Annotated in this window: 19 protein-coding genes; 10 read left to right on the plus strand and 9 right to left on the minus strand. The window is 72.9% G+C overall.

Annotation, left to right across the window (positions count from 1 at the left end; genetic code table 11):
* Positions 1-23: 23 nt before the first annotated feature.
* Both LQ327_RS17705 and LQ327_RS17710 read right to left on the minus strand, forming a co-directional pair.
* Entirely contained in the window at positions 24-1,004 is a 981-nt protein-coding gene (locus tag LQ327_RS17705) for a rod shape-determining protein (RefSeq protein ID WP_230736019.1), read from the minus strand.
* A 403-nt stretch (positions 1,005-1,407) separates the two neighbouring features.
* Positions 1,408-1,893: a DUF1059 domain-containing protein gene (locus LQ327_RS17710; protein ID WP_269070418.1), complete on the minus strand. Its 486-nt coding sequence runs from the start codon at positions 1,891-1,893 to the stop codon at positions 1,408-1,410.
* A 136-nt stretch (positions 1,894-2,029) separates the two neighbouring features.
* Here LQ327_RS17710 and LQ327_RS17715 point away from each other — a divergent pair, with 136 nt between their 5' ends.
* A complete protein-coding gene (locus tag LQ327_RS17715; RefSeq protein WP_230736022.1) occupies positions 2,030-2,794 on the plus strand; it encodes a helix-turn-helix transcriptional regulator in 765 nt (254 codons plus the stop codon).
* A gap of 81 nt (positions 2,795-2,875) precedes the next feature.
* Positions 2,876-3,202: a putative quinol monooxygenase gene (locus tag LQ327_RS17720; RefSeq protein WP_230736024.1), complete on the plus strand. Its 327-nt coding sequence runs from the start codon at positions 2,876-2,878 to the stop codon at positions 3,200-3,202.
* On the opposite strand, the gene cydD is transcribed toward LQ327_RS17720, so the two are convergent.
* From cydD to LQ327_RS17740, 4 genes are read right to left on the minus strand one after another with little or no spacing between them, the layout of a single operon-like run.
* On the minus strand, positions 3,145-6,549 hold the full coding sequence (gene cydD / locus LQ327_RS17725; RefSeq protein WP_230736026.1) for a thiol reductant ABC exporter subunit CydD: 3,405 nt from the start codon (positions 6,547-6,549) through the stop codon (positions 3,145-3,147). The genes LQ327_RS17720 and cydD overlap by 58 nt on opposite strands.
* Complete coding sequence (locus tag LQ327_RS17730) at positions 6,546-7,874, minus strand: NAD(P)/FAD-dependent oxidoreductase (protein WP_230736028.1); 1,329 nt, start codon at positions 7,872-7,874, stop codon at positions 6,546-6,548. The genes cydD and LQ327_RS17730 overlap by 4 nt, the downstream gene beginning before the upstream one ends.
* 32 nt (positions 7,875-7,906) lie before the next feature.
* Positions 7,907-9,289: a glucose-6-phosphate dehydrogenase gene (zwf, locus tag LQ327_RS17735; RefSeq protein WP_230736030.1), complete on the minus strand. Its 1,383-nt coding sequence runs from the start codon at positions 9,287-9,289 to the stop codon at positions 7,907-7,909.
* 26 nt (positions 9,290-9,315) lie between these two features.
* Positions 9,316-10,896, minus strand: coding sequence for a GMC oxidoreductase (locus LQ327_RS17740; protein ID WP_230736032.1), 1,581 nt, complete (start codon positions 10,894-10,896; stop codon positions 9,316-9,318).
* Positions 10,897-11,128: 232 nt separating this feature from the next.
* Here LQ327_RS17740 and LQ327_RS17745 point away from each other — a divergent pair, with 232 nt between their 5' ends.
* The 4 genes from LQ327_RS17745 to LQ327_RS17760 are packed head-to-tail and all read left to right on the plus strand — an operon-like array spanning position 11,129 to position 16,238.
* Entirely contained in the window at positions 11,129-13,105 is a 1,977-nt protein-coding gene (locus LQ327_RS17745) for a glycoside hydrolase family 15 protein (protein WP_230736034.1), read from the plus strand.
* Positions 13,102-14,514 carry a cytochrome ubiquinol oxidase subunit I gene (locus LQ327_RS17750; RefSeq protein ID WP_230736036.1) on the plus strand — a complete coding sequence of 471 codons (1,413 nt, stop codon included), beginning with the start codon at positions 13,102-13,104 and terminating at the stop codon, positions 14,512-14,514. The genes LQ327_RS17745 and LQ327_RS17750 overlap by 4 nt, the downstream gene beginning before the upstream one ends.
* 12 nt (positions 14,515-14,526) lie before the next feature.
* Entirely contained in the window at positions 14,527-15,570 is a 1,044-nt protein-coding gene (cydB, locus tag LQ327_RS17755) for a cytochrome d ubiquinol oxidase subunit II (protein ID WP_230736037.1), read from the plus strand.
* Between the two features lie 17 nt (positions 15,571-15,587).
* A complete protein-coding gene (locus LQ327_RS17760) occupies positions 15,588-16,238 on the plus strand; it encodes a GAP family protein (protein WP_230736039.1) in 651 nt (216 codons plus the stop codon).
* 154 nt (positions 16,239-16,392) lie between these two features.
* On the opposite strand, the gene LQ327_RS17765 is transcribed toward LQ327_RS17760, so the two are convergent.
* Entirely contained in the window at positions 16,393-16,782 is a 390-nt protein-coding gene (locus LQ327_RS17765; protein ID WP_230736041.1) for a hypothetical protein, read from the minus strand.
* A 209-nt stretch (positions 16,783-16,991) separates the two neighbouring features.
* Here LQ327_RS17765 and LQ327_RS17770 point away from each other — a divergent pair, with 209 nt between their 5' ends.
* The 3 genes from LQ327_RS17770 (at position 16,992) to LQ327_RS17780 (ending at position 18,668) form a co-directional block, all read left to right on the plus strand.
* Positions 16,992-17,654, plus strand: coding sequence for a hypothetical protein (locus LQ327_RS17770; RefSeq protein ID WP_230736044.1), 663 nt, complete (start codon positions 16,992-16,994; stop codon positions 17,652-17,654).
* Positions 17,648-17,884 (plus strand): hypothetical protein, encoded by a 237-nt coding sequence (locus LQ327_RS17775; protein ID WP_230736046.1) that lies wholly within the window; start codon positions 17,648-17,650, stop codon positions 17,882-17,884. The genes LQ327_RS17770 and LQ327_RS17775 overlap by 7 nt, the downstream gene beginning before the upstream one ends.
* A gap of 70 nt (positions 17,885-17,954) precedes the next feature.
* Positions 17,955-18,668, plus strand: coding sequence for a hypothetical protein (locus LQ327_RS17780; protein WP_230736048.1), 714 nt, complete (start codon positions 17,955-17,957; stop codon positions 18,666-18,668).
* A 73-nt stretch (positions 18,669-18,741) separates the two neighbouring features.
* On the opposite strand, the gene LQ327_RS17785 is transcribed toward LQ327_RS17780, so the two are convergent.
* Complete coding sequence (locus tag LQ327_RS17785; RefSeq protein WP_230736050.1) at positions 18,742-18,918, minus strand: hypothetical protein; 177 nt, start codon at positions 18,916-18,918, stop codon at positions 18,742-18,744.
* A 217-nt stretch (positions 18,919-19,135) separates the two neighbouring features.
* Here LQ327_RS17785 and ctaD point away from each other — a divergent pair, with 217 nt between their 5' ends.
* Positions 19,136-20,881: an aa3-type cytochrome oxidase subunit I gene (gene ctaD, locus LQ327_RS17790; RefSeq protein WP_230736052.1), complete on the plus strand. Its 1,746-nt coding sequence runs from the start codon at positions 19,136-19,138 to the stop codon at positions 20,879-20,881.
* 10 nt (positions 20,882-20,891) lie between these two features.
* Here the strand turns inward: ctaD and LQ327_RS17795 are convergent, their stop codons facing one another.
* A complete protein-coding gene (locus LQ327_RS17795; protein WP_372460697.1) occupies positions 20,892-22,502 on the minus strand; it encodes a thiamine pyrophosphate-binding protein in 1,611 nt (536 codons plus the stop codon).
* Positions 22,503-22,507 lie beyond the last annotated feature (5 nt).

The following is a 22,507-nucleotide window of genomic DNA, read 5'->3' on the forward strand; positions in this document are numbered from 1 at the left end:
GGGTGGGGAGCGGGCGGGAGCCCTCAGGAGCCGTAGCTCCGGCGGACGGCGGGCGCGGCGACGGCGGCCGCGAGGCCCTCGGCGACACAGGTCAGGGGCCGGTCCACGTGCTTCACCGGGAATCCCAGTGCCTTCTCGAGGTCCCCGCGTAGCCCGGGGACGAGCGACCCCCCGCCGAGCAGGAGCACGCCGCCGGCGAGGACGTCCTGGGTGGCCTGCGGGGGCAGTTCCTCGAGGCAGGAGGTCAGCGCCGTGACGACCCCGCGAACCACGGGACGGAGGGCTTCGTCGATCTCCTCGGCGGACACCGGGACCAGCCGGGGACGGCCGGTTCGCGCGTCGCTGCCCCCGGCGACGACCTCGCCGCCGTCGACCGACGCCCGGATCTTGATGTCCTCGGCACCGCGCTCGTCGACGACGAGGTCGTGGGCCTCGCGCAGGTGCCACCGCACCGCGGTGGTCATCTCGTCGCCCGCCTGCCGCGTCGAGCGCGCGACGAGGACCTCGCCCCAGCAGAAGGCGGCGATCTCGGCGGTGCCGCCGCCGACGTCGACCACGAGATGGACCCGTCGCTCCATCGGATCGAGCCCGCAGCCCAGCGCCCCGGCGATCGGTTCGGGGAGCAGGGTCACGTGGGACATCCCGGCTTCCTCGGCCGCCTCCGTCAGGGCGCGCCGCTCCAACGGGGTGGCCCCGAGCGGGACGCCCATCACCGCGCCGAGCCGGCGCCACCGCCACTGCCGCCCGGCGACCCGCTCGGCCACCGCCCGCACGTAGGTGCGTGCCGCCTCGAGGTCGGTGATCACACCCCCGCGCAGCGGACGCCGGGAGCGCGCCCGAGGGGAGGTCCGACCCTCGAGCGATGCGGCCTCGTGCCCGACGAGGACCTCGCGCCGGGCACCGCGACGCAGCAGCATGACCGACGGTTCGTCGAAGATGACGCCGTCACGCGGATGGCAGACGACCGTGTTCGCGGTCCCGAGATCGACCCCGACATCGACCACACTCGCCCCCTCGCCGCACACGGCCCGGGACGCGTCCGTCGACCGGTCAGCGGTGGGCAGAGCCCCGAACGCCAGGCACCGCAGGAGATCGCCGGAGGACCGTGCCCGAAGCCCGAAGTTCCTCAGGCGAGAATTGTCGTCCTCTGATCTTGGGAATGGAAGGCGCTGAGACGCGGGTGCGCGCCGACAAACCGTGTTCCGCAGTGCAACATCGAATTCGCAAATTCGATCACGGGAAAGTCAGGACAGATCCTGCGGATTCCGGACACGACGGCCGCGCGGACCGGACACGGCGCCCGGGGCCGGAAACGTTCTTGCGCAACCGAGTCACGGTGACTCGGTTGCGCCGCCGTCGATGACGCCGTCACCCGCCCGTGCACGTGCCCGTACGGGACGCGGCGACTCAGAAGACCGTGCTCTGGTGCACCTCCAGGTTGTGGAAGGTCGGGTCGCTGTCGCACAGCTTCCGGAGCCGGTCGGCGAACGCACTCGTGGCGGGGTGATCGGAATTCGACATCGCCGCGGCGCGGTCGGGGAACTCGACGATCTGCAGATAGGAGTCGGCCTCGTCGAGATCGGCGCCGGTGATGTCCCACCGGGCCGTCCGCGCCGGTCCGATGGCGTCGGCCCACTGCCGGGTGACGTCGTCGAACTCGTCGATGCGGCGGGTCCGGAACTCGATGACCTGGATGAACGCCCCGGCTGGGGTGAGGCCGTCGGACGCCTCGCGCAGCGCCTCCCGGAGTCCGTTGCGCAGCTCCTCGCCGTCGGCGTGTCCGTGCACGTCCACGGCGTGCGCGGCCGCCGCCCGGAGGACCTCGTCGGGCTCGCCGGCGATCGTCAGGGTGCAGCCGCTCTCACTGGGGACGTCGCGGCAGTCGATCATCATTCTGGTCACGGATGCCTCCTGGGGGTTCGACCACGACGAGTGATCGCATTCCGGTCTCCTTGACCCAACCAGGGAACGGCGGGACCGTCGTTACGCACCTTGCGCACCCGGAGAGTCACCGCGCGCGGGAGGGCTCATGAGCACAGTCCTGGTCGCCGTACGCCGAGCGGTGACCCTGATCGACGAACTGGCGGATCTGGACGATCCCGCCGGATTCGCCGATCTCGCCCTGCCCGGGCTGGCCTCGCTGATCGGCGCCGACGTGTCGACCTACAACGAGATCGGGCCCGGCGGGGTCGACTACGCCGACCACCCGGCCGGTTCCCTCCCTCCCGGCACCCGCACGGTGTTCGCGGCGCACGTCGACGACCATCCGCTGGTCGCCCACTACCGGGCCACCGGCGACGGCCGGGCGTTGCGGATCGGCGACTTCCTCACGCGCCGCGAGTTCCACCGCCGCGCGCTGTACAACGAGTTCTTCCGCCACGTGCCCACCGAGCACCAGCTCGCGATCACGGTGGCCACTCCGGGCACGAGGCTGCTGGGGATCGCGCTGAGCCGCGGCCGGCACGAGTTCAGCGACACCGAGCGGGATCTGCTCACGCTGCTGCGTGCACCCCTGGCCGCCGGCCTCGCCCGCGCCCGGGCCCGCCACGACGCCCGGGGGCTGCTGGCCACCACCGCGGACGCGACCCTCGCCGAGCTCACCGACCGGGAGATCGAGGTCCTGCACCTCGTCGCGCTCGGGCGCACCAACGTGGCCATCGCCCACGCGCTGGACCGCAGCCCCCGGACCGTCGCCAAGCACCTCGAGCGCATCTACCGCAAGCTCGGCGTCCACAACCGGGCCGCCGCCGTCGCGGGCCCGGCCGCCGGCGGCGTCCCGGAACCCGTCCCCTGATCAGCGGCCACGGGTAGGAATGACACCGGACCGGAGTTCACGACGACCGCTCCGGACACCTCACCGACGAGGAGACCTCCCGTGATCTTCATCGTGATCAGCATCGATGTCCGCCCGGACCGGCGCGCCCAGTTCGTGGAGGGCATCACGCGGTACTGCGCGCAGGTCCGCGCCGAACCGGGCAGCCGGCACTTCACCTGCTACGAGAGCGTGGAGGGCGGCAACGAGTTCGTGGTCGTCGCGAACTACGTCGACGACGCGGCCGGTCAGGCCCACGTCTCCTCGGAGCACGCCCAGTGGTTCTTCGGCTGGCTCCCGTCGGTGGTCGCGCGCGTCCCGAAGATCGTCTATCAGGACATCGGCGACACCGAGTGGACGGAGATGGGCGAGGTCGCCGCGCACATGTGAGCCATCCGGATCTCCCGGAACCCGGCCAGCTCCCCGGGCCGGTGCGTGGCCACGAGCATGGTCCGGCCCCGGGAGAGCTCGACCAGGTCGGCGCACAGCGCTTCGGCGCTCGCGGCGTCGAGGTGCGCGGTCGGCTCGTCGAGCACCAGCACGGGGTGGTCGGCGAGCAGGGCGCGGGCGATCCCGAGGCGCTGCTGCTCGCCGCCGGACACCCCCGGTCCGGTTCCGCCGAGCCGGGTGTCGAGACCGTCGGGCAGGCCCTGCGACCAGGAGCGCAGGCCGGCCCGCCGCAGCGCGTGCGCCAGCTGCGCCTCGGTGGCGTCCGGGCGGGCCACGAGCAGGTTCGCGCGCAGGGTCCCGTCGAACAGGTGCGCGCCGGGACCGCACCACGCGATCCGGCTCCGGACGTCGTCGGCGAGGAACTCCCGGGCGTCGGTCCCGTCGACGAGGAGCGCGCCGCCGCCGATGTCGAGGGTGCGCATGACGGCCGCGATCAGCGTGCTCTTCCCCGACCCGGAGGGGCCGCTGACGGCCAGGTGCCCGCCGGGGCGCAGGTCGAGGTCCAGGTGGGCGACCGCGTCCCGGTCGGTGCCCGGCCAGCGGACCGAGAGCGCGTGCGCGGCCAGCCGCTCCCCCGCCGGCGCGGGGCGCGGGGCGGCCGGCTCGGCCACGGTCGGCGGAGCGCTCTCCAGGGAGGCGAGCCGCCGCGCGGCCTGCCGGCCCGCGGCGAGCCGTTCCGCGGCGTCCGGCAGCCCGGCGACGACCTCGGCCAGCGCGAGCGGGGTCAGGACCAGTACCGCGAGCGCGGGCCCGGGCAGGTCACCGGCGCGCAGGGCGACGATCCCCACGACGCCGCAGCCCACCGTGCTCGCGCCGATCGCGAGGGTGCCGAGTGCACCGCCGAGCCCGGTGCCGGCGGCCGCGCGGCGGGTCAGCGCGGCGAGCCGGTCGTCGAGCGCGGTGATCCGGGCCCGGCGCCGCTGCGCGGCGCCGAAGGCCGTCAGGTCGGGACCGGCGACCAGCAGCTCGACGACGGCGGCGCTCACGGCCCCGCGGGCGGCCGCGGTGCGGCCCGCCGCCGCCCGGACCGCGCCCAGCGTCACGGCGGGCGCGACCACTCCGGCGACGACGAGGCCGAGCAGCAGCACCACGCCGGCGGCGGGGAGGACCAGCCCCAGCGCCAGGGACGCGGCGGCGCCCACGACGACCGCGCAGGCACCCGGGACGAGCGAGCGGACGAGGACGTCCTGCTGGGCGTCGACGTCGCCGACGAGCCGGGCCAGCAGGTCGCCCCGGCGCAGCCGGCCGGTGGCCGCCGGGCCCAGGCGGACCAGCGCGTCCCAGACCCGGACGCGCAGGTCGGCCAGTGTCCGTAGGGCCACGTCGTGGGAGGCGAGCCGCTCGAGGTACCGGAATCCGCCCTTGGCCAGCCCGAACGCCCGCACCGCGACGATCGCCACCATGAGGGTCAGCACCGGCGGGTGCAGGGCCGCCGCGGAGATCAGCCAGGCGGCGGTGGCCGTGAGGGCGACCGCGCAGCCCAGGGCCAGGCTGCCGGCCAGGACCGCGCCGGCGAGCCGGGCGCGGTGGGGCCGCGCCGTCGCGAGCAGCCAGCGGAGGGGACCGTCGGCTCCGGCCGGGGCGGGTCCCGCGGTGACACCGCTCGAGGGTTCCGACGGCGGCTCGGCGCGGCTCTCCGGCTCCGGGCGGGACGGCGGGGTGGGCCGATCGTGGACGGGGCCGGGCAGCGCGACGACCCGGTCGCAGCGACCGAGCACCGCGCTCCGGTGGCTGACCACCACGGCGCTGCGACCGGCCAGGGCGGCGGGGAGCGCGTCGAGGATCGCCGCCTCGGTGTCGGCGTCGACGCCCTCGGTGGGCTCGTCGAGCAGCAGGAGCGGTCGATCGGCGAGCAGCGCGCGGGCGAGCGCGACCCGGCGCTGCTGGCCGGTGGAGAGTGCCCGGCCGAGCTCGCCGACGTCGGTGCCCAGGTCCAGGTCGAGCCGGGCGGTGTGCGCCGCGACGGCGACGGCGGCGTTCGTCGCCCCCGGAGCCGCGAGCCGCACGTTGTCGGCGATCGTGCCGCCGACCAGGACCGGCCGTTGCGGGACCCAGGCGACCCGGGCCCACCAGGCCGCCCGGTCGATCCCGGTGAGGTCGACGTCGCCCACGAGCACCCGACCGCGGTCGGGCGGACGCCACCCGAGGAGGACGTCGACGAGCGTCGACTTCCCGGCCCCGCTCGGGCCCGCGATGCCGAGGATCTCCCCCGGCGCGAGGTCGAGCGAGAGGTCGTCGAGGACCGGGCCCGCCCGCCCCTCCACCCCGACCCCGTCCAGGCGCAGCGTCGTCGTCGACGGATCCGGGGCCGGCCGCCCGCCGCTCGGCGCCGGCGCGACGGCGAGGACCCGAGCCACGTCGTCGGCGGCGGCGAGGCCCTCGGCACTGTCGTGGTGGCGGGCGCCGATCCGGCGCAGCGGCAGGTAGACCTCCGGCGCCAGGACGATCACGAGGATGCCGGTGGCGAGATCGAGCCGGCCCTCGACGAGGCGGAGGCCGACCGAGACGGCGACCAGGGCGACCGAGAGCGTGGCCAGCACCTCGAGGACCACCGACGAGAGGAACGCCGTCCGCAGGGTGCGCAGGGTCAGCCGGCGGTAGCGGTCCGCGACGCGCGCGATCTCGCCGCGCTGCCGCCGCGCCCGCCCGAAGGCGGTGAGCACGTCCAGCCCGGCGACGAGGTCGAGGAAGTGGTGCCCGAGCGCGGCGAGCGTGCGCCACTGCCGGCCCACGGCGTCCCGGGTGTGGAGGCCGATGAGGATCATGAAGACCGGGAGCAGGGGCACCGTCACCGCGATGAGCAGGGCGGACACCGGGTCGGCGGTCAGGATGCGGATCGCCACCGCGACGGGCACGACGACCGCGACGATCAGGTCGGGCAGGTAGCGCCGGACGTAGGTGTCGAGACCGTCGACGCCCCGGCCGACCAGCGTGACGAGCTCACCGCCCGGTGGCAGTCCCGGGTGTCGCGGTCCCACGGCAAGGACGTGGCCGAGCAGCCGGGTCCGCAGGCTGCGGGTGACGGCGGCCGAGGCCCGGTGGGCGGAGACCTCGCCCAGCCACCCGAGCAGGGCGCGCGCGGCGACGACGACCCCGAGCGCCACCAGCAGCCCGGCGAGGTCGTGGAGCCCCTCGCCGCCGAGGAAGGCGCGGGTCACGAGGTCGGCGAGCAGCCCCGCCTGCACGATGATCAGCCCGGCGGTGAGCACGCCGGCCAGCGCGGTCAGCCCGATGTCGAGGCGGGCCGCGGTCACGTAGGGCAGGGCCCGCCGGTCGAGGACGGTCACCGGGGGACGGCGGGCCCTCGGGAGGGGACGTCGCCGGGCGGATCGACCAGGGCCGGGGTGGCGCCCTCGCGGCCGTGGTCGATCCCGCCGGGGGCGAACGCCCGCTCCCGCCGGATGTCGCGGGCGAACGTGGTCGCCCAGCTCAGGACGGCGCCGAGCCGGTTGCGGTAGCCGGTCAGGAACGCGATGTGCACGAACAGCCAGGCCAGCCACCCGGGCACGCCGGTGAGGTGGACCCGCCCGGCGGAGACGACCGCGCGGCCCCGCGAGATGTAGGCCGCCGAGCCGAGGTCGTGGTACCGGAACGGCCGGCCCCGGCCCGCGTGCCCGATCCGGCGCCCGGTGTAGAAGCCCGCCTGCATCGCGACCTCGGCCACCCCCGGGAGCCCGTCGACGCTCATGGCGTCCCCGATCACCGCGATCTCGGGGTGGCCGGGGACCGTCAGGTACGGACCGACCCGGATCCGCCCGGCCCGGTCCCGCTCGGCTCCGGTGGCCGCGGCGAGCGCGGTGATCACCGGGGGTGCCTCGACGCCGGCGGTCCAGAGGACGGTGCCGGCGGAGTGGCGGGTCGAGGTGCCGTCGGCGTCCCGGACGACGAGCCCGTCGGCGTCGACGAGGGTCACGACCGACCCCATCTCGACCTCCACGCCCAGCTCGTCGAGCGCCTGGCTCGCGTTGCGCGACAGGGTCGGCCCGAACGACGCCAGCGGCATCCGGCCACCGTCGAACAGCAGGACCCGCGCCTCCTCCGGGTCGATGCTGCGGAACTCGTGACGCAGGGTGCGGGTGGCGAGCTCGCGGATCTGGCCCGCGAGCTCGACCCCGGTGGGTCCTGCCCCCACCAGGGCGAACGTCAGCCAGCGGCGCCTCTCGGTGGGCTCCGTCGTCGTCTCCGCCATCTCGAACGCGCCGAACACCCGCCGTCGGATGGCGAGCGCGTCGCCGATCGTCTTCATGCCGGGCGCCCACCGGGCGAACTCGTCGTGCCCGAAGTAGGACTGCCGCACCCCGACCGCCACCACGAGCTCGTCGTAGTCGATCTCGACGTGGGTCCCGCCGGGCCGGACCGCCACCACGCACCGGGCGGCGGGGTCGACGTCGACGACCTCGGCGAGCTCGCACCGGACGTTCCGTTGGTGGGCGAACAGCCGGCGCAGCGGGATCGCGATCTGTCCCTCGGAGAGCATCCCGGTGGCCAGCTGGTAGAGCAGCGGCTGGAACAGGTGGTGCTGGGCCCGGTCGACGAGGGTGACGTCGACGGGGGCCCGGCGCAGCGCCCGCGCCGCGAAGAGCCCGGCGAATCCGCCGCCCACGACGACCACGTGGCGCCTCCCCGAGGGCGCCTCGGCGGTGGTCACCGGGGACCGGCCGGGTCGTGCCAGCCCTCGCCGTCGGGCAGCAGCCCCTCGGCCTCCTTCGGCCCCCACGTGCCGACCCCGTAGGGGTGGACCTCGACGGCGTCCCCGAGGACCGGCGCGACCACGCGCCACGCCTGTTCGACGGTGTCCTGGCGGGCGAAGAGCCACCGGTCGCCGTCGAGCGCGGCGCCGATGAGGCGGTCGTAGGGCCGCATGTCCGATCCCGGACGCGCGGCGAACGAGAGCTCCTCGTGCTCGGCCGCCCACCCGGCGCCGGGCTTCTTCCCGGCCAGCGTCAGGCCGACCTCGGTCTCCGGCCAGACGCGGAACCGCAGGGCGTTCGTCGCGGGGGTCGGCCGCAGGCCGAAGACGTCGTGCGGCGCGGGCCGGAACCGCACGAGCACCTCGGTCGCGGTCACGGGCATGCACTTGCCGGCCCGGATGAGCAGCGGTACCCCGGCCCACCGCCACGAGTCCGCGGCGAGTCGCAGCGCCACGTACGTCTCGGTGGTCGAGTGCGGCTCGACGCCCTCCACCTGGTGGTAGCCCTCGTACTGGCCGCGCACCGTCGTCGCGGGCGAGAGCGGGGCGAGCGACTCGACCACCCGCGCCTTGGCGGCCCGCCACGAGGCGAGGCCCGGGCCGTCGGGCGGGTCGGCGAGCACGGTCGCCAGCACCTGCAGCATGTGGTTCTGCACGACGTCGCGCATCGCTCCGGTCCGGTCGTAGAACCGGCCGCGGTCCGCGACGTCGAAGGCCTCGGCCATCGTGATCTGGATGCTCTGGACGTGGTCGCGGTTGAGCAGCGGCTCGAGGATCGAGTTCGCGAAGCGCGCGAAGAGCACGTTCTCGACCGGGTCGAGGCCCAGCCAGTGGTCGACCCGGTAGAGGGCCTCCTCGGGGAAGACCTCCCGCATGGTGCTGTTCAGCGACTGCGCGGTCGCCAGGTCGGTGCCGAACGGCTTCTCGACCATGATCCGCGCGCCCGTGGCCCGGCCCGCCGACGCGATCCCGCGCGCGATCCGACCGAACAGCGGCGGCGGGACCTCGAGGTAGAACAGCGCCCGGCTCCCGTCGCCCATCTCGCGGGACATCGCCGCGTACGTCGCGTCGTCGTCGAGGTCGCCGTCGACGTAGCGCAGCAGCCCGAGCATCCGCACCGCCGCCGGACTGCGCTCGTCGATGCCGTTGAGCCGCAACGAGGCGGCCGCGTACGACCGGAACTGCTCCAGGCCCCAGCCGCTGTGCGCCACGCCCACCACCGGGACGTCGAGCACGCCGCGGTCGACCAGCCCGACCAGCGCCGGGAAGGTCTCCAGCTTCGCGAGGTCCCCGGTCGCTCCGAAGATCACCAGGGCGTCGACCCGTTCGGATGCCATGTTCGTGCTCCTCTCCGCGGACCCGGTCAGCGAAGTCGATCGAGGATGTGGTCGCCGACGCGCATCGCGTTGGCCATCGCGGTGAGCGACGGGTTCACGGCACCGATGCTCGGGAAGAAGCTGGTGTCGACGACGTAGAGGTTGTCGAGCTCGTGCGCGCGGCAGTGCACGTCGAGCGCCGAGCTGGCGGGGTCGGTACCGAAGCGGACCGTGCCGGCCTGGTGGGCCGTGGCCCCGATCGGCATCCCCTTGTGCATGTAGATGCTGTGGTGCACCAGGTGGTCCTGGTGCATCCCGAGATCACCGAGCCTGCTCTGCAGCTGGTGGCGCAGCCGCTTCAGCGGCTCGACGTTGTTCTTCTCGTCGAGCGCGAGGTGGACCCGGCCGGCGCGGTCGAGGGTGACCCGGTTCTCCGGCTCGGGCAGGTCCTCGGCGCAGAGCCAGAAGTCGACCGCGTGGTGGGCGAGCTCCTCGAACGGCATCTCGGGGCTGATCACCCCGGCCCAGTGCGGTGCGTTCGCGCGGATCTGTTCGGCGTCGGACTTCCCCAGCATCTGGATCCCGCCGAGCGGGTGGTCCCAGTCCTCCGAGCCGAGGTACCAGTCGTGGAGCGCCAGCGTCTTCTGGAAGCGCGTGGGGTTGGGCTCCCGCGACACGGCCATCACGGCGACGTTGTTGTGGCGCATGTAGTGCCGCCCGACCGTGTCCGACCCGTTGGCCAGCCCGTTGGGGTGGCGGTCGTCGGCCGAGCGCAGCAGCAGCAGCGCCGAGTTCACCGCGCCGGCGGAGACGACGACGATGTCCGCGCCGAACTCGACGCGTCCGCCGTCGGCGAGTTCCGCGACGACCCCGGCGACGCTGTGCCCCGTCGGGTCGGTGACGAGCCGGTCCACCCGCGCGCCGGTGATCATCTCGACGGTGTCGTGGCGCAGCGCCGGATCCACGGCGATGACCTGGGCGTCGGACTTCGCGTTCACCAGGCAGGGGAAGCCGTCGACCCGGTCGCACCGGATGCACGCGCTGCCGTGCGCCGCCCCGCCGTGCGCGTCCGCGGTGAGGTTCACGCCGATCGGCAGGTGGAACGGGTGCAGTCCCTGCTTCTCCAGGTCGTCGGACAGCTGCTGGATGCGGGGTTCGTGGGCTACCGGCGGGCGGGCGTACTGCGCGCTCGCGTGCCCCTCCCCCGGGTCCTCGCCGTGGGCGCCGTGCACGAGGTAGAGGTGCTCGGCCTCGGTGTAGTACGGCTCGAGGTCGTCGTAGCCGATCGGCCAGGCCGGCGAGACCCCGCCGTAGTGCCGCAGGTCGGCGAAGTCCTGCGGGCGGAGCCGGAACAGCGCGGCCCCGTAGAACTTGGTGTTGCCGCCGACGTAGTAGTTGACCTCGGGCGGGAACTCGTTGCCGTCCTTGTCGTACCAGAACTCGGGGGCGCGGTACTTGCCGCGCACGAACACCGCGGTGGAGTCCCAGTTGTCGCGTTCCCGCGGGAGGTAGTCCCCCCGCTCCAGGATGAGGACCCGTTTCCCGGACGGGGCGAGGCGGTGGGCGAGCGTCCCGCCGCCCGCTCCGCTCCCGATGACGATGACGTCGTAGTGCCTGCTCTCGACCATCGCGGCCTCCCTTCCGGGTCCCCGGTGGGACCGGTCCGGCTGCTCCTGGTCCGGCGACGGTCGCAGCGCGGCGGGCGGGCCGACATCACCTGCTCGGGATGACCGGGCTCCGCCGTCACCGGACGACGGCGAGGGCCCGGTCGTCTTCCGGGGGTGATGCGGCGACGCTCCGGACGCGGCCACCGTGATGCCCGAGGCGCCCGACACGTGGGCGCCACGGAGGCGACGAACCATGACCGAGACGGCCATTGCCGACCACGGGCTGATCGGCGACCTGCAGACCGCGGCGCTCGTCACCACCGACGGGTCGGTCGACTGGTTCTGCTGCCCGCGCTTCGACTCACCGAGCGTCTTCGGGGCGCTGCTCGACGACGAGCGGGGCGGCCACTTCCGGGTGCGACCGGTCGGCGAGCCCTACACGTCCCAGCAGATGTACCACCCCGACACCGCGATCCTGATCACGCGGTTCATGACCGCGTCCGGGGTCTGCGAGGTGCACGACTTCATGCCGGTCGCCGGTCGCGAGGCCACCGACAACCACCGCCTGGCGCGGATGCTGCGATGCGTCCGGGGCCGGATGTCGCTGGAGTTCGACATCTACCCGCGGTTCGACTACGGCCGCCGCGAGCACGACACCCACCTGTCCGACGCCGGGGTCGTGTTCACCACCGACCAGATGTCCCTGACGGTGCACGTCGTCCGCGAGCCGGGCGACGAGCGGCTGGCGACCGCGCAGATCAGCGACGGACACGCGCGCGCGACGCTGCCCCTGGTGGCCGGGCAGGTCCGCGGCGTCGTCCTCGAGTCCGCCGCCACGGGCCCGCCGCGCGAGATCCGGGTGTCCGAGTTCCAGCAGCTCTTCGACGACACCGTGGCGTTCTGGCGGTCCTGGCTGGCGCGCTCGACCTACACCGGCCGGTGGCGGGAGGTCCTCCAGCGCTCGGCGATCACCCTCAAGCTGATGACCTACGCGCCGACCGGCGGGCTGGTCGCCGCCCCGACCGCGGGCCTGCCCGAGCAGGTCGGCGGCGAACGGAACTGGGACTACCGCTACACCTGGGTGCGCGACGCCTCGTTCTCGGTCTACGCGCTGCTCGGGCTCGGCTTCATCGAGGAGGCGGCCGAGTTCTGCCTGTGGCTGCGGGACCGGGTCATCGAGCGGAGCGGCACCCCCGGCAACCCGCTCAACATCATGTACTCGGTCGACGGGACGGCCGACCTGCCCGAGGCGAACCTCGAGGGCTGGTCGGGCTACCGCGGGTCGCTGCCGATCCGGATCGGGAACGCGGCGGCCGAGCAGCTGCAGCTCGACATCTACGGCGAGGCGCTGGACAGCATCTTCTTCGCCGACGAGCGCGGCATCGGGATCGGCCACATCGGCTGGACCGCGCTGTCCGGGCTGCTCGACTGGCTCGCCGAGAACTGGGACCAGCCCGACGACGGCATCTGGGAGAGCCGAGGCGGCCGGCAGGACTTCACCTACGGCCGCCTGATGTGCTGGGTCGCGTTCGACCGGGCGATCCGCCTGGCCACCTCACGCGCCCGGCCCGCCCCGCTCGAGCGCTGGATCGCCGCCCGCGACGCCATCTACGAACAGATCATGTCGCGGGGGTGGAACACCGAGAAGCAGGCGTTCGTCCAGCACTACGCCACCGACGTGCTGGACTCCGCGCTGCTGCGGATGGGGACGGTGGGCTTCCTGAGCCCGCACGACCCCCTGTGGCAGTCGACCCTGCGCGCGATGGACCGAGAGCTGGTCACCGACGGCCTGGTCTTCCGCTACGACCCCAGCGCGTCGCCCGACGGGCTGCGGGGATCCGAGGGGACCTTCTCGCTCTGCTCGTTCACCTACGTCGACGCGCTGGCCCGGGCCGGCCGCCTCGACGACGCCCGGCTCGCCTTCGAGAAGATCCTGACCTACGCCAACCACGTCGGGCTGTTCTCCGAGGAGATCGCCCTGACCGGCGAGCAGATCGGGAACTTCCCGCAGGCGTTCACCCACCTCTCGCTCATCGACGCCGCCGTGACGCTCGACGCCGCGCTCGACCGGCGCGGGACCGGGCCCCGGTGGGACCCCACGTCCATCCCGACGCCGGCCGTGCCCGCGCCACGGGCGGGCCGTGAGGGCACCCCGTCCCCCGAGCTGGCGGGCGCCGCTGCCGCAGGCAGCCGCACGTCCGACGGTCGCCAGGACGGCAGCCCGGCGTGACCGCCGTGGAGCTGGCCCGGATCCAGTTCGCCACCACGTCGATCTACCACTTCCTCTTCGTCCCGCTCACCATCGGGCTGGCCCTGCTCACGGCCATGCTGCAGACGGCCTGGCACCGTGGCGGGCGCTCCGAGCACCTCACGCTGACCCGCTTCTTCGGCACCCTGCTGGTGATCAACATTGCCGTCGGGGTGGTCACCGGGCTGGTCCAGGAGTTCCAGTTCGGGATGAACTGGTCGCAGTACTCCCGCTTCGTCGGCGACGTGTTCGGGGCGCCGCTGGCGATGGAGGGACTGGTCGCGTTCTTCCTCGAGTCGACGTTCCTGGGGCTCTGGGTCTTCGGCTGGGGACGTCTGTCGAAGCGGGTCCACCTCGCGACGATCTGGGCGGTGGCGGTCGGGTCGGCGCTCTCGGCCGCGTTCATCATGGCCGCCAACTCCTGGATGCAGCACCCGGTCGGCTACCAGTTGGACCCGGCGACCGGGCACGCCCAGCTCACCTCGATCTGGGCCCTGCTCACCAACGGGGTCTTCCTGCGCGGCTACCTGCACGTGCTCCTGGCGTCCGCGGTGACGGCCGCCGTCGTGATGCTCGGGATCTCGGCGTGGCACCTGCGGCGGGGCTCCAGCCCGGAGGCCTTCACCCGCTCGGCCCGCCTGGCGATCGGGGTCCTCGTCCCGGCCGCGATGCTCGCGCTGCTGGTCGGGAGCGAGCTCGGGGTGACCGAGGGCGAGTACCAACCGATGAAGATCGCCGCCGCCGAGGCGCAGTGGACCACCTGTCAGCCGTGCTCCTTCTCGCTGTTCCAGGTGGGCGGCGGCAACCGCGACGAGACGCCCACGAAGGTCATCCAGGTCCCGCACCTGCTGTCGCTGCTGGCCACCAACTCCTGGAACGGGCAGGTCGTCGGGCTCAACGACGTCCAGGCGCAGTACCAGGCGCAGTACGGCCCGGGCGACTACATCCCGAACGTCTTCGTCCAGTACTGGTCGATGCGCGTCATGGCCTACCTCGGCGGGCTGCTCCTGCTGCTCGGCGTGTGGGCGTTCTGGCGCCGCCGTCGGCTCGTCGAGTCGCCGTGGCTGCTGCGCATCGCGATCTGGGCGATCCCGGTGCCGTTCGTGGTCAACACGGCCGGCTGGATGCTCACCGAGAACGGCAGGCAGCCGTGGATCGTCCAGGGGCTGCTGCTCACCCGGGACGCGGCCTCGCCCACCGTCGGGATCGGGACCATCGCCGCCAGCCTCGGGGTCTTCGTGCTGCTCTACGGCGCGCTGGCGGTCGTCGACTGGCTCCTCATGGCCCGCTTCGCCCGCAAGGAACTGGATCCGGTGGCCGACCTGGGTCCCGACGACGGGGTGCCGTCCGGACCGACCGACGACCCGGCGGCGTTCCAGCCGACCTACTGACGAGGAGCACCGATGTCGCTGGCCACGCTCTGGTTCGTCGCCGTCGCCGTCCTCTGGACCGGGTTCTTCCTGCTCGAGGGCTTCGACTTCGGCGTCGGGATGCTGCACGGCGTCCTCGGGCGCGACGAGGCGGGCCGCCGGGACGCCGTCGGCGCGATCGGTCCGCTCTGGGACGGCAACGAGGTCTGGCTGATCGTGGCCGTCGCCGGGATGTTCGCCGCGTTCCCCGGGTGGTACGCGACGGTGCTCTCGGGCTTCTACCCGCTCATGCTCGTCACGCTCGTCGGGCTGATCCTGCGCGGGGTCTCGTTCGAGTTCCGCAGCCACGTGGCCGGTCCGCGGGGCCGCCGGGTCTGGGACGCGACGCTCACCGTCGGCAGCGCGGTGATCCCGTTCGTCCTCGGCGTCTCGCTGGGCGGGCTGCTGCACGGGGTGCCGGTCGACGCCGCCGGGGAGTTCACCGGCAACATCGGCTCGCTGCTCAGCCCGTACGCGCTGCTCGTCGGGATCACCATGACCGCGCTCTGTCTGCTCCACGGTGCGGTGTTCCTCGACCTGCGCGCCCACGGCGAGGTGCGCGAGCGGGCCGTGCTCGCCGCCCGGGTGCTGGCGCCGGTCACCGGGGTGATCGTCCTGGGCTTCGCCGTCGCGACGCAGATCGTCTCCGGGCGCGGCGTCCTGATCTCGGTCCCGGAGCTGCTCGCGGTGCTCGCGGTCATCACCGCGGCCGTGCTGGTCCGGGAGCGACGCCTCGGCCTCGCCTTCGGGGCGACCTCCCTGACGATCGCCGCGGTCGTCGCGTCGATCTTCGGGGAGCTCTACCCGCGGGTCCTGGTGTCCACGACGTCGCCGGCGAACGACCTCACCGTCGCCGGCACGGCCTCGTCGCCCTACGCGCTCGGGGTGATGACCGTCGTCGCCGGGGTGATGCTGCCGGTCGTCCTGGCCTACCAGGGGTGGACCTACCACGTCTTCCGGCGCCGCCTCGGCGTCGGGAACGGCGCGGAGCGCGACGGCACGACCGTGGCGGGCGCCGCCGGCGCCCCCGGCACCTGAGAGCGGCAGGAGATCCGATGCTGGGCGAAGCGGTACCCGCGGCGTTCGGAGCCGCGCTCTACCCGCCGGGGCTGCTGTTCGTGGCCTTCCTGCTGGTCAGTCCGCAGCCGCGCCGACGGGCCCTGATCTTCATCGCGGGCGCGGTCATCGCCTCCCTCGGCGTCGGTTTCGCGCTGGTGTTCATCCTCCAGGGCACCGGCGTCGAGCGCGGCCCGCACCGCACGGTGCCCGCGTGGGTCGACCTCGCCCTGGGCATCGTGCTGCTGGGTTCCGCGCTCTACGTCTGGTTCCGGCCGCCCCGCGGGCCGAAGGCGGCGAAGGAGCGCCGCGAGCTCGGGCTGCTCGGGCTGCTGGCCATCGGCCTGCTGATGTACTCGCCGTCGCCGCTGTACCTGGCGTCGCTGCACGCGATCGCCAAGGCCCACGAGAGCGTGCTGCTCACGATCCTCAGCGTGCTGCTCGTGGCGGCGATCTACATGCTCGTCATCGAGATCCCGGTCATCGCCCACGCGATCTGGCCGGAGCAGACGATCCGCGTGGTCACGGCGGTCAACACCTGGCTCGGCCGGTACGGGCGCACGATCGTCGTGATCGCCGCCGGGGCATTCGGCATCTACCTGATCATCTCGGCGTCGGTGCACCTCATCGAGGGCCCGCCGCCGACCTGATCCCGGATCTCCTCTCCGGGTGGGCTCACCGTCGGTCAGGGTCTCCGGAGCACGAACCGTTCTCGTCCGACCGAGTCACCGTGACTCGGTTGCCGCACCGGCAACCGCATCGCCCGCTCCGGGGGCACCGGACCTGGCACCGCCGCCGCTGCGGTCAGACCGAGGCGCGTCGCGACGCGACGGCGCGGAGGAGACGCTCGACGACCACCCCGATGACCAGCCACAGGATCGCCGGGACCCCGAAGCCGACGAGGTTCTGCAGCGACTCGGTCGAGAAGTTGACGAGCTTGTCGATCCCGAGTGCGAGATAGCCCGCGACACCCGCGAGGAAGTCGAGGAAGCCGCCCTGCGCGTCCTCGGTGAAGACCGCGATCACCAGGTGGACGACGAGGGCCAGCGCGAAGAGGACCGTCACGAGCTTGACGACCAGTCCGACGGCCACGAGCGGGCCACCGACCTCCGGCTCACGCTCCGCGGCGGCCTCCGGCTCGGTCGCGGTCTCGTCGTTCTCGGTCTCGTCCGCGACGTCGGTGCCCTCGGCCATGCGGCGATCCTGACACACGGCGATCGCGGTGTTTCAGCGCGCCCGCACCGGGGCCCGACTCCTCAGCATCCACGCGCCGACGGGTCACCCTGTGCCTTCCTACCGCCTCCGAAAGCGTCGTCCTTAGACCGTTCGAGCTACGCATTCCGGCGCCCATAGCGCCTTGTGACTACAGTCGGCAGCAATCGGGACTCCGCATCCTATCGGGCATGGGAGTACTCGGGGAGCAGTTCACCGTCGCGATCGGCACGGTGAGGATTCTGGGGAAGTCGCCGGACGGCGACTCCATCCGGTTCGTACCGGACGACATCGACACGCTGCGCGGACTGCCGAACGGCGACCGCATCGAACCGTCGGCGACGGACGGCAGCGTGCAGTTGCGCCTCGACGCCATCGACGCGCCGGAGACGCACTACGCCGGGCAGCACCAGCCGTTCGCGGCCGCCGCCCGCGACGAGCTGGTCGCCTTCGCCGGGTTCACCGGCGTCACCTACGGGCCCTCCGGCACGGTCACCGCCGCGGAACCGCTCGACCGCACGGCGCTCATCGCGGCCAAGCTCGTCGAGACCCACGGCCGCCCGGTCTGCTACCTGTTCACGAACCTGCGCGCGCTCGACCCGCCGCTGCCCTGGTCCGAGGGTCAGGTCGTCGACCTCGAGGACGCCCACGTCGCACAGACCGTCAACGCCCACATGGTCCCCACCGGCCGCGCCTACACGACGGTCTACACCTCGACCCAGCCCGCGCTGCGTGACTGGTTCACCGACCTGGCCCGGACGTCGAACACCACCGCCCGGAACGTCTGGCCGACGACCACTCGCGCGGCTTCGACCTCGTCGACCGCGCCTCGATCGGCGAGCAGGGCGTGCTGATCCTGCCCAAGCTCTTCCGCCGCGCCACCGACCACCTCACCGCCCGCGGCCACGGCTTTGCCGGCAGCTTCCGGGAATGGCTCGAGACCGCCACCTCCGGCGAATTCAGCGAGAACGACGAGGTCGAGGTGAAGGGCCGGCGGGTCACGCTCGCCGACCTGATCCACGTGCAGGGCCCCCGGGTCGCCCTCGACGCGGATCTGCTCGACCTGGTCTTCGTCGAGAAGTGAGAACACCGCCATTCCCGCCGCCCCGTTCCCGGGGCTCGGCATCCATCGCACCGAATCCGGAGGAACGACCATGGCGAACAAGCGACTCAACGGCGTGTGGCGATCGGGCAGCGGGGAGGAGACCTGGTACACCGGGCTCTCGCTGGCCGACTTCGAGGTCAAGGGCAAGGACCTGTTCGAGCGCGACATGCGCATGGTCAGCCTCGACACCAACGGCGGCATCTCCGCGGTCTGGCATCCCGGCAACGACGGCCAGGTCTGCTACATCGGCCTGAGCCGCGACGACTTCGTCCGCCACGACACCGAGTGCCTGAACGAGGGCATGCGACTGGTCAGTCTGCGCGTGGCCGGCGGGCGGCACGACGCGGTCTGGCGCACCGGCACCGGCCGTCAGGAGATCCGCTGGACGCCGAGCATCGACGACCTCTTCGTCACCGACAAGCAGCACTTCAACGAGGGGATGCGGCTGCAGACTCTCCAGCAGGACTTCGACAAGGGCCTCTACTACGGGGTCTGGCGCTCCGACCTGGGAACCGGGGCCCAGTGGGTGCGGCGCGGCATCCCCAGCAACGCCGAGTTCAAGAACGAGGACAGCCGCCAGAGCGCTGCCGGGCTGCGACTGTGCGAGATCACCTCGCTCAAGGGCCTGACCGGGATCTGGCGCAGCGGTACCGACGCCGCCGCCTGGGCCCTCGAGGAGACCTTCGCCGACTTCTCCACCCTCGAGGGGCAGCACGTCGACGCCGGCCTGCGGATGGTCAACCTGTCCGTCGGGTTCGTCTAGGGCCCGCCGCGGTGATGACGGCGCGGGTCGCCGGGCCGTCATCGCCGCGCCGTCACCTCCGGGCCGCCGGCGACTACCGACGGCTCTGGAAGACGACCTCGCCGACGACGACCGCGATGGCCACGGTCGCCTCGAGCAGGAGCGCGACCACGTCCGGGACGACGATGCGGCCCAGCGCGACACCGGCCACGAGCGCGGCGAGCAACGCCGCGGCGACGGCCGGCGCGAGGTATCCGCTGAACCGGGACACCCTGCGAGCGTGGCCCCCGGGACCGGAGATCACGAGAATCGTGACCTCTCCGTGACCTGGCCGGGATCCTCCACCGCGGCAGTGGGGCGCGGCCGCCCCGACGCTTGTCACGGCTACCGGACCCGGTGCACTGTGGCTCACGCCACTCCCGCTGACGCCGGGCTCGATTCCGACGAGCGGCAGCGCGGAAGACATCGGTGACGAAGAAGGTGACACGGTGGCGACCATCGCGCCCGAGCCGATCGTGACCCGGCCCTATCCGGCCCGCGTCTCGAAGCGTGGCACGCGATTCGCGCACATGCTGCGCACGACCGACCCGAAGGACATCGCGATCCTCTACCTGGTCACGTCGTTCGCGTTCTTCCTCATCGGCGGGCTGATGGCGCTGCTCATGCGCGCCGAGCTCGCCCAGCCGGGCCTGCAGATCCTCTCGGTCGAGCAGTACAACCAGCTCTTCACCATGCACGGCACGATCATGCTGCTGCTGTACGCGACGCCGATCCTGTTCGGCTTCGCGAACTACATCGTGCCGCTGCAGATCGGCGCCCCCGACGTCGCGTTCCCGCGGCTCAACGCCTTCTCCTACTGGCTGTTCCTGTTCGGCGGGATCATCGTGATCTCCGGGTTCTTCACCCCGGGCGGCGCCGCCTCGGCGGGATGGTTCGCCTACACCCCGCTCTCGGACATCACCTTCTCCCCCGGCATCGGACTCGATCTCTGGGACGTCGGACTCGTCGTCTCGGGGCTCGGGACCATCCTGGGTGGCGTCAACTTCACCACCACGATCATCTGCATGCGCGCCCCGGGCATGACGATGTTCCGGATGCCGATCTTCACCTGGAACATCCTCGTGACCGCCATCCTGATCCTGCTCGCGTTCCCGATCCTGACCTCGGCGCTGCTCGCCCTGGAGGCCGACCGCCACCTCGGGGCGCACATCTTCGACCCGGCCAACGGCGGGACGATCCTCTGGCAGCACCTGTTCTGGTTCTTCGGACACCCCGAGGTCTACATCGTCGCGCTGCCCTTCTTCGGCATCGTCACCGAGATCTTCCCGGTCTTCAGCCGGAAACCGCTGTTCGGCTACCGGACCCTGATCTACGCGACGCTGTCGATCGGCGCGCTGTCGGTCGCGGTGTGGGCGCACCACATGTACGCCACCGGCGCCGTACTGCTGCCGTTCTTCTCCTTCACCACCTTCCTGATCGCCGTCCCGACCGGCATCAAGTTCTTCAACTGGATCGGCACCATGTGGAAGGGGCAGCTGACCTTCGAGACGCCGATGCTGTTCTCGGTCGGCTTCCTGGTGACGTTCCTGTTCGGTGGCCTGACCGGTGTCCTGCTGGCCGCGCCGCCGCTGGACTTCCAGGTGTCCGACTCGTACTTCGTGGTCGCCCACTTCCACTACGTCCTGTTCGGGACGATCGTGTTCGCGACCTACGCCGGCATCTACTTCTGGTTCCCGAAGATGACCGGCCGGATGATGAACGAGCGCCTAGGCAAGTACCACTTCTGGACGACGTTCATCGGGTTCCACACGACCTTCCTGGTGCAGCACTGGCTGGGCAACGAGGGCATGCCGCGCCGCTATGCGGACTACCTGCCCACCGACGGGTTCACGCTGCTCAACACGATCTCCTCGATCGGCGCGTTCATCCTCGGTGCCTCGACGCTGCCGTTCATCTGGAACGTCTTCGCCAGCTACCGCTACGGGCGCCCGGTGACCGTCGACGACCCCTGGGGGCACGGCAATTCGCTGGAATGGGCCACGTCCTGCCCACCGCCGCGGCACAACTTCACCGAGCTGCCGCGAATCCGCTCCGAGCGCCCCGCCTTCGAGCTGCACTACCCCCACATGGTCCAGCGCATCCGGCTGGAGGGGCACATCGGCGCGGGCGCCCACCCCGCCGTCGAGGCCTCGGGCGGGACGGCGACGACCGGTACCGACCTCCAGGAGCGCTGATCGCGGCGCCTCAATGACCCTTGAACGCCTCGGCCAGCCACCACGAGGGGCCGTCGCTGATCACCTTCGCGTCGAGCAGCAGCGGCGCCGACCGCGGCCCGGCCAGCCACTCCCCCACGATCGCGAGGTCCGCCGTCGACCGGACCACCGCCGCGTCGCACCCGCAGCCGCGCGCGATCGCCGCGAGGTCGGTGTCGGGGAAGCGGACGGTCGCGTGGTCGTCGCCGGCGAAGTGGTGGAACTCCGCGCCGTACCCGGCGTCGTCGTACACCACGATCACCAGGCCGAGCCCCAGCCGGACGGCCGTCTCCAGCTCGGAGATGCCCATGAGGAACCCGCCGTCCCCGCAGGCCGCGACCGGCACCCGGTCCGGCCGGGCGAGGGCGGCACCGATCCCGGTCGCCAGCCCGAGCCCGATCGACTGGAACCCCTGGGTGAAGCAGAACCCGGCCTCGTCGGGAACGCGGAGATAGCCCGCCGGGTAGCCCATGAAGTTGCCGGAGTCGGTCACCACGGTGCGTTCGGCGGGCAGCAGCTCGTCGAGGGCGGCGGAGAGCACGCGCGGGTCGATCCGCTCGCCGGGCACCTCCGTCGGAGCCGGGTGCCGGGCGTCGGTACGGATCCGCTCGCCGACCACCTCGGTGCGGTACCCCGTCGCCTTGCCCGCCACCTCGAGCACGTCCCGGGCCGTCGACGCCACGTCCCCGAGCACCCCGAGCGAGACCGGGCGGTTCGCGCCGAGCGCCTCCGGGGTGTCGTCGACCTGGACGAGGACCGCGTGCGCGACGAGATCGCCGTGGCGGGTCGTCCACGTCGTGAGCGACGCGCCCCACGCGACGACCAGGTCGGCGTCGGTGATCAGCTCCGCGGCCAGCGGGGTCGAGAACCCGCCGGAGATGCCCAGCGACCACGGCGACCCGGTGAAGAGCCCGTGCGCCACGGCACTCGTGGCGAGCAGGGCCCCGCACCGGTCGGCCAGCGCCTCGAGCTCGGTCCGGGCCCCGCGCGCGCCCCGCCCCGCGACGAACACCGGCCGTTCGGCGTCGTCGAGGAGCCTTGCCAGCTGGCCGACCGCGCCCGCGTCCGGCCGTGGCGCCGCCCAGGTGACGCGCCGCGGCGCGACGCCGGCGACGGCGGGCGCGGCCTGCACGTCGAGCGGGAGGTTGAGCACCACCGTCCGCCGCTGGTCCCGGCAGGTGCCGTAGGCCCGCACGACGTCGGCGGCGGCCGAGGCCGGCGAGTGCACCCGCTCGGCGACGGCGCCGACGGAGCGGGCCAGCGCGTCCTGGTCGACCCGGAAGTTCGAGCGGACCTGGGCACCGGGGGTGTCGGCCGCGAGCACGAGCAGCGGGGTCCGCGACTTCGCCGCCTCGCCGATCCCGGTCAGCGCGTTCGTCAGCCCGCAGCCCTGGTGGACGGTCACCACCGCGACCTCGCCGGACGTGCGCGCATACGCGTCGGCCATGGTCGCCGCGCCGGTCTCGTGGCGGGCCGCGACGTAGTCGACGCCGGCCGCCCGCAGCGCGTTCGTGACGTGGAAGTTGCCGCTCCCGACGACGCCGAACGCGCGTCCCACCCCGAGCTCCGCCAGCAGCGTGCCGACCTGCCCGACGACGGTCACGTCGC

This window comes from Actinomycetospora endophytica (assembly GCF_021026375.1).
In the GTDB taxonomy this organism is placed as follows: Bacteria; Actinomycetota; Actinomycetes; order Mycobacteriales; family Pseudonocardiaceae; genus Actinomycetospora; species Actinomycetospora endophytica.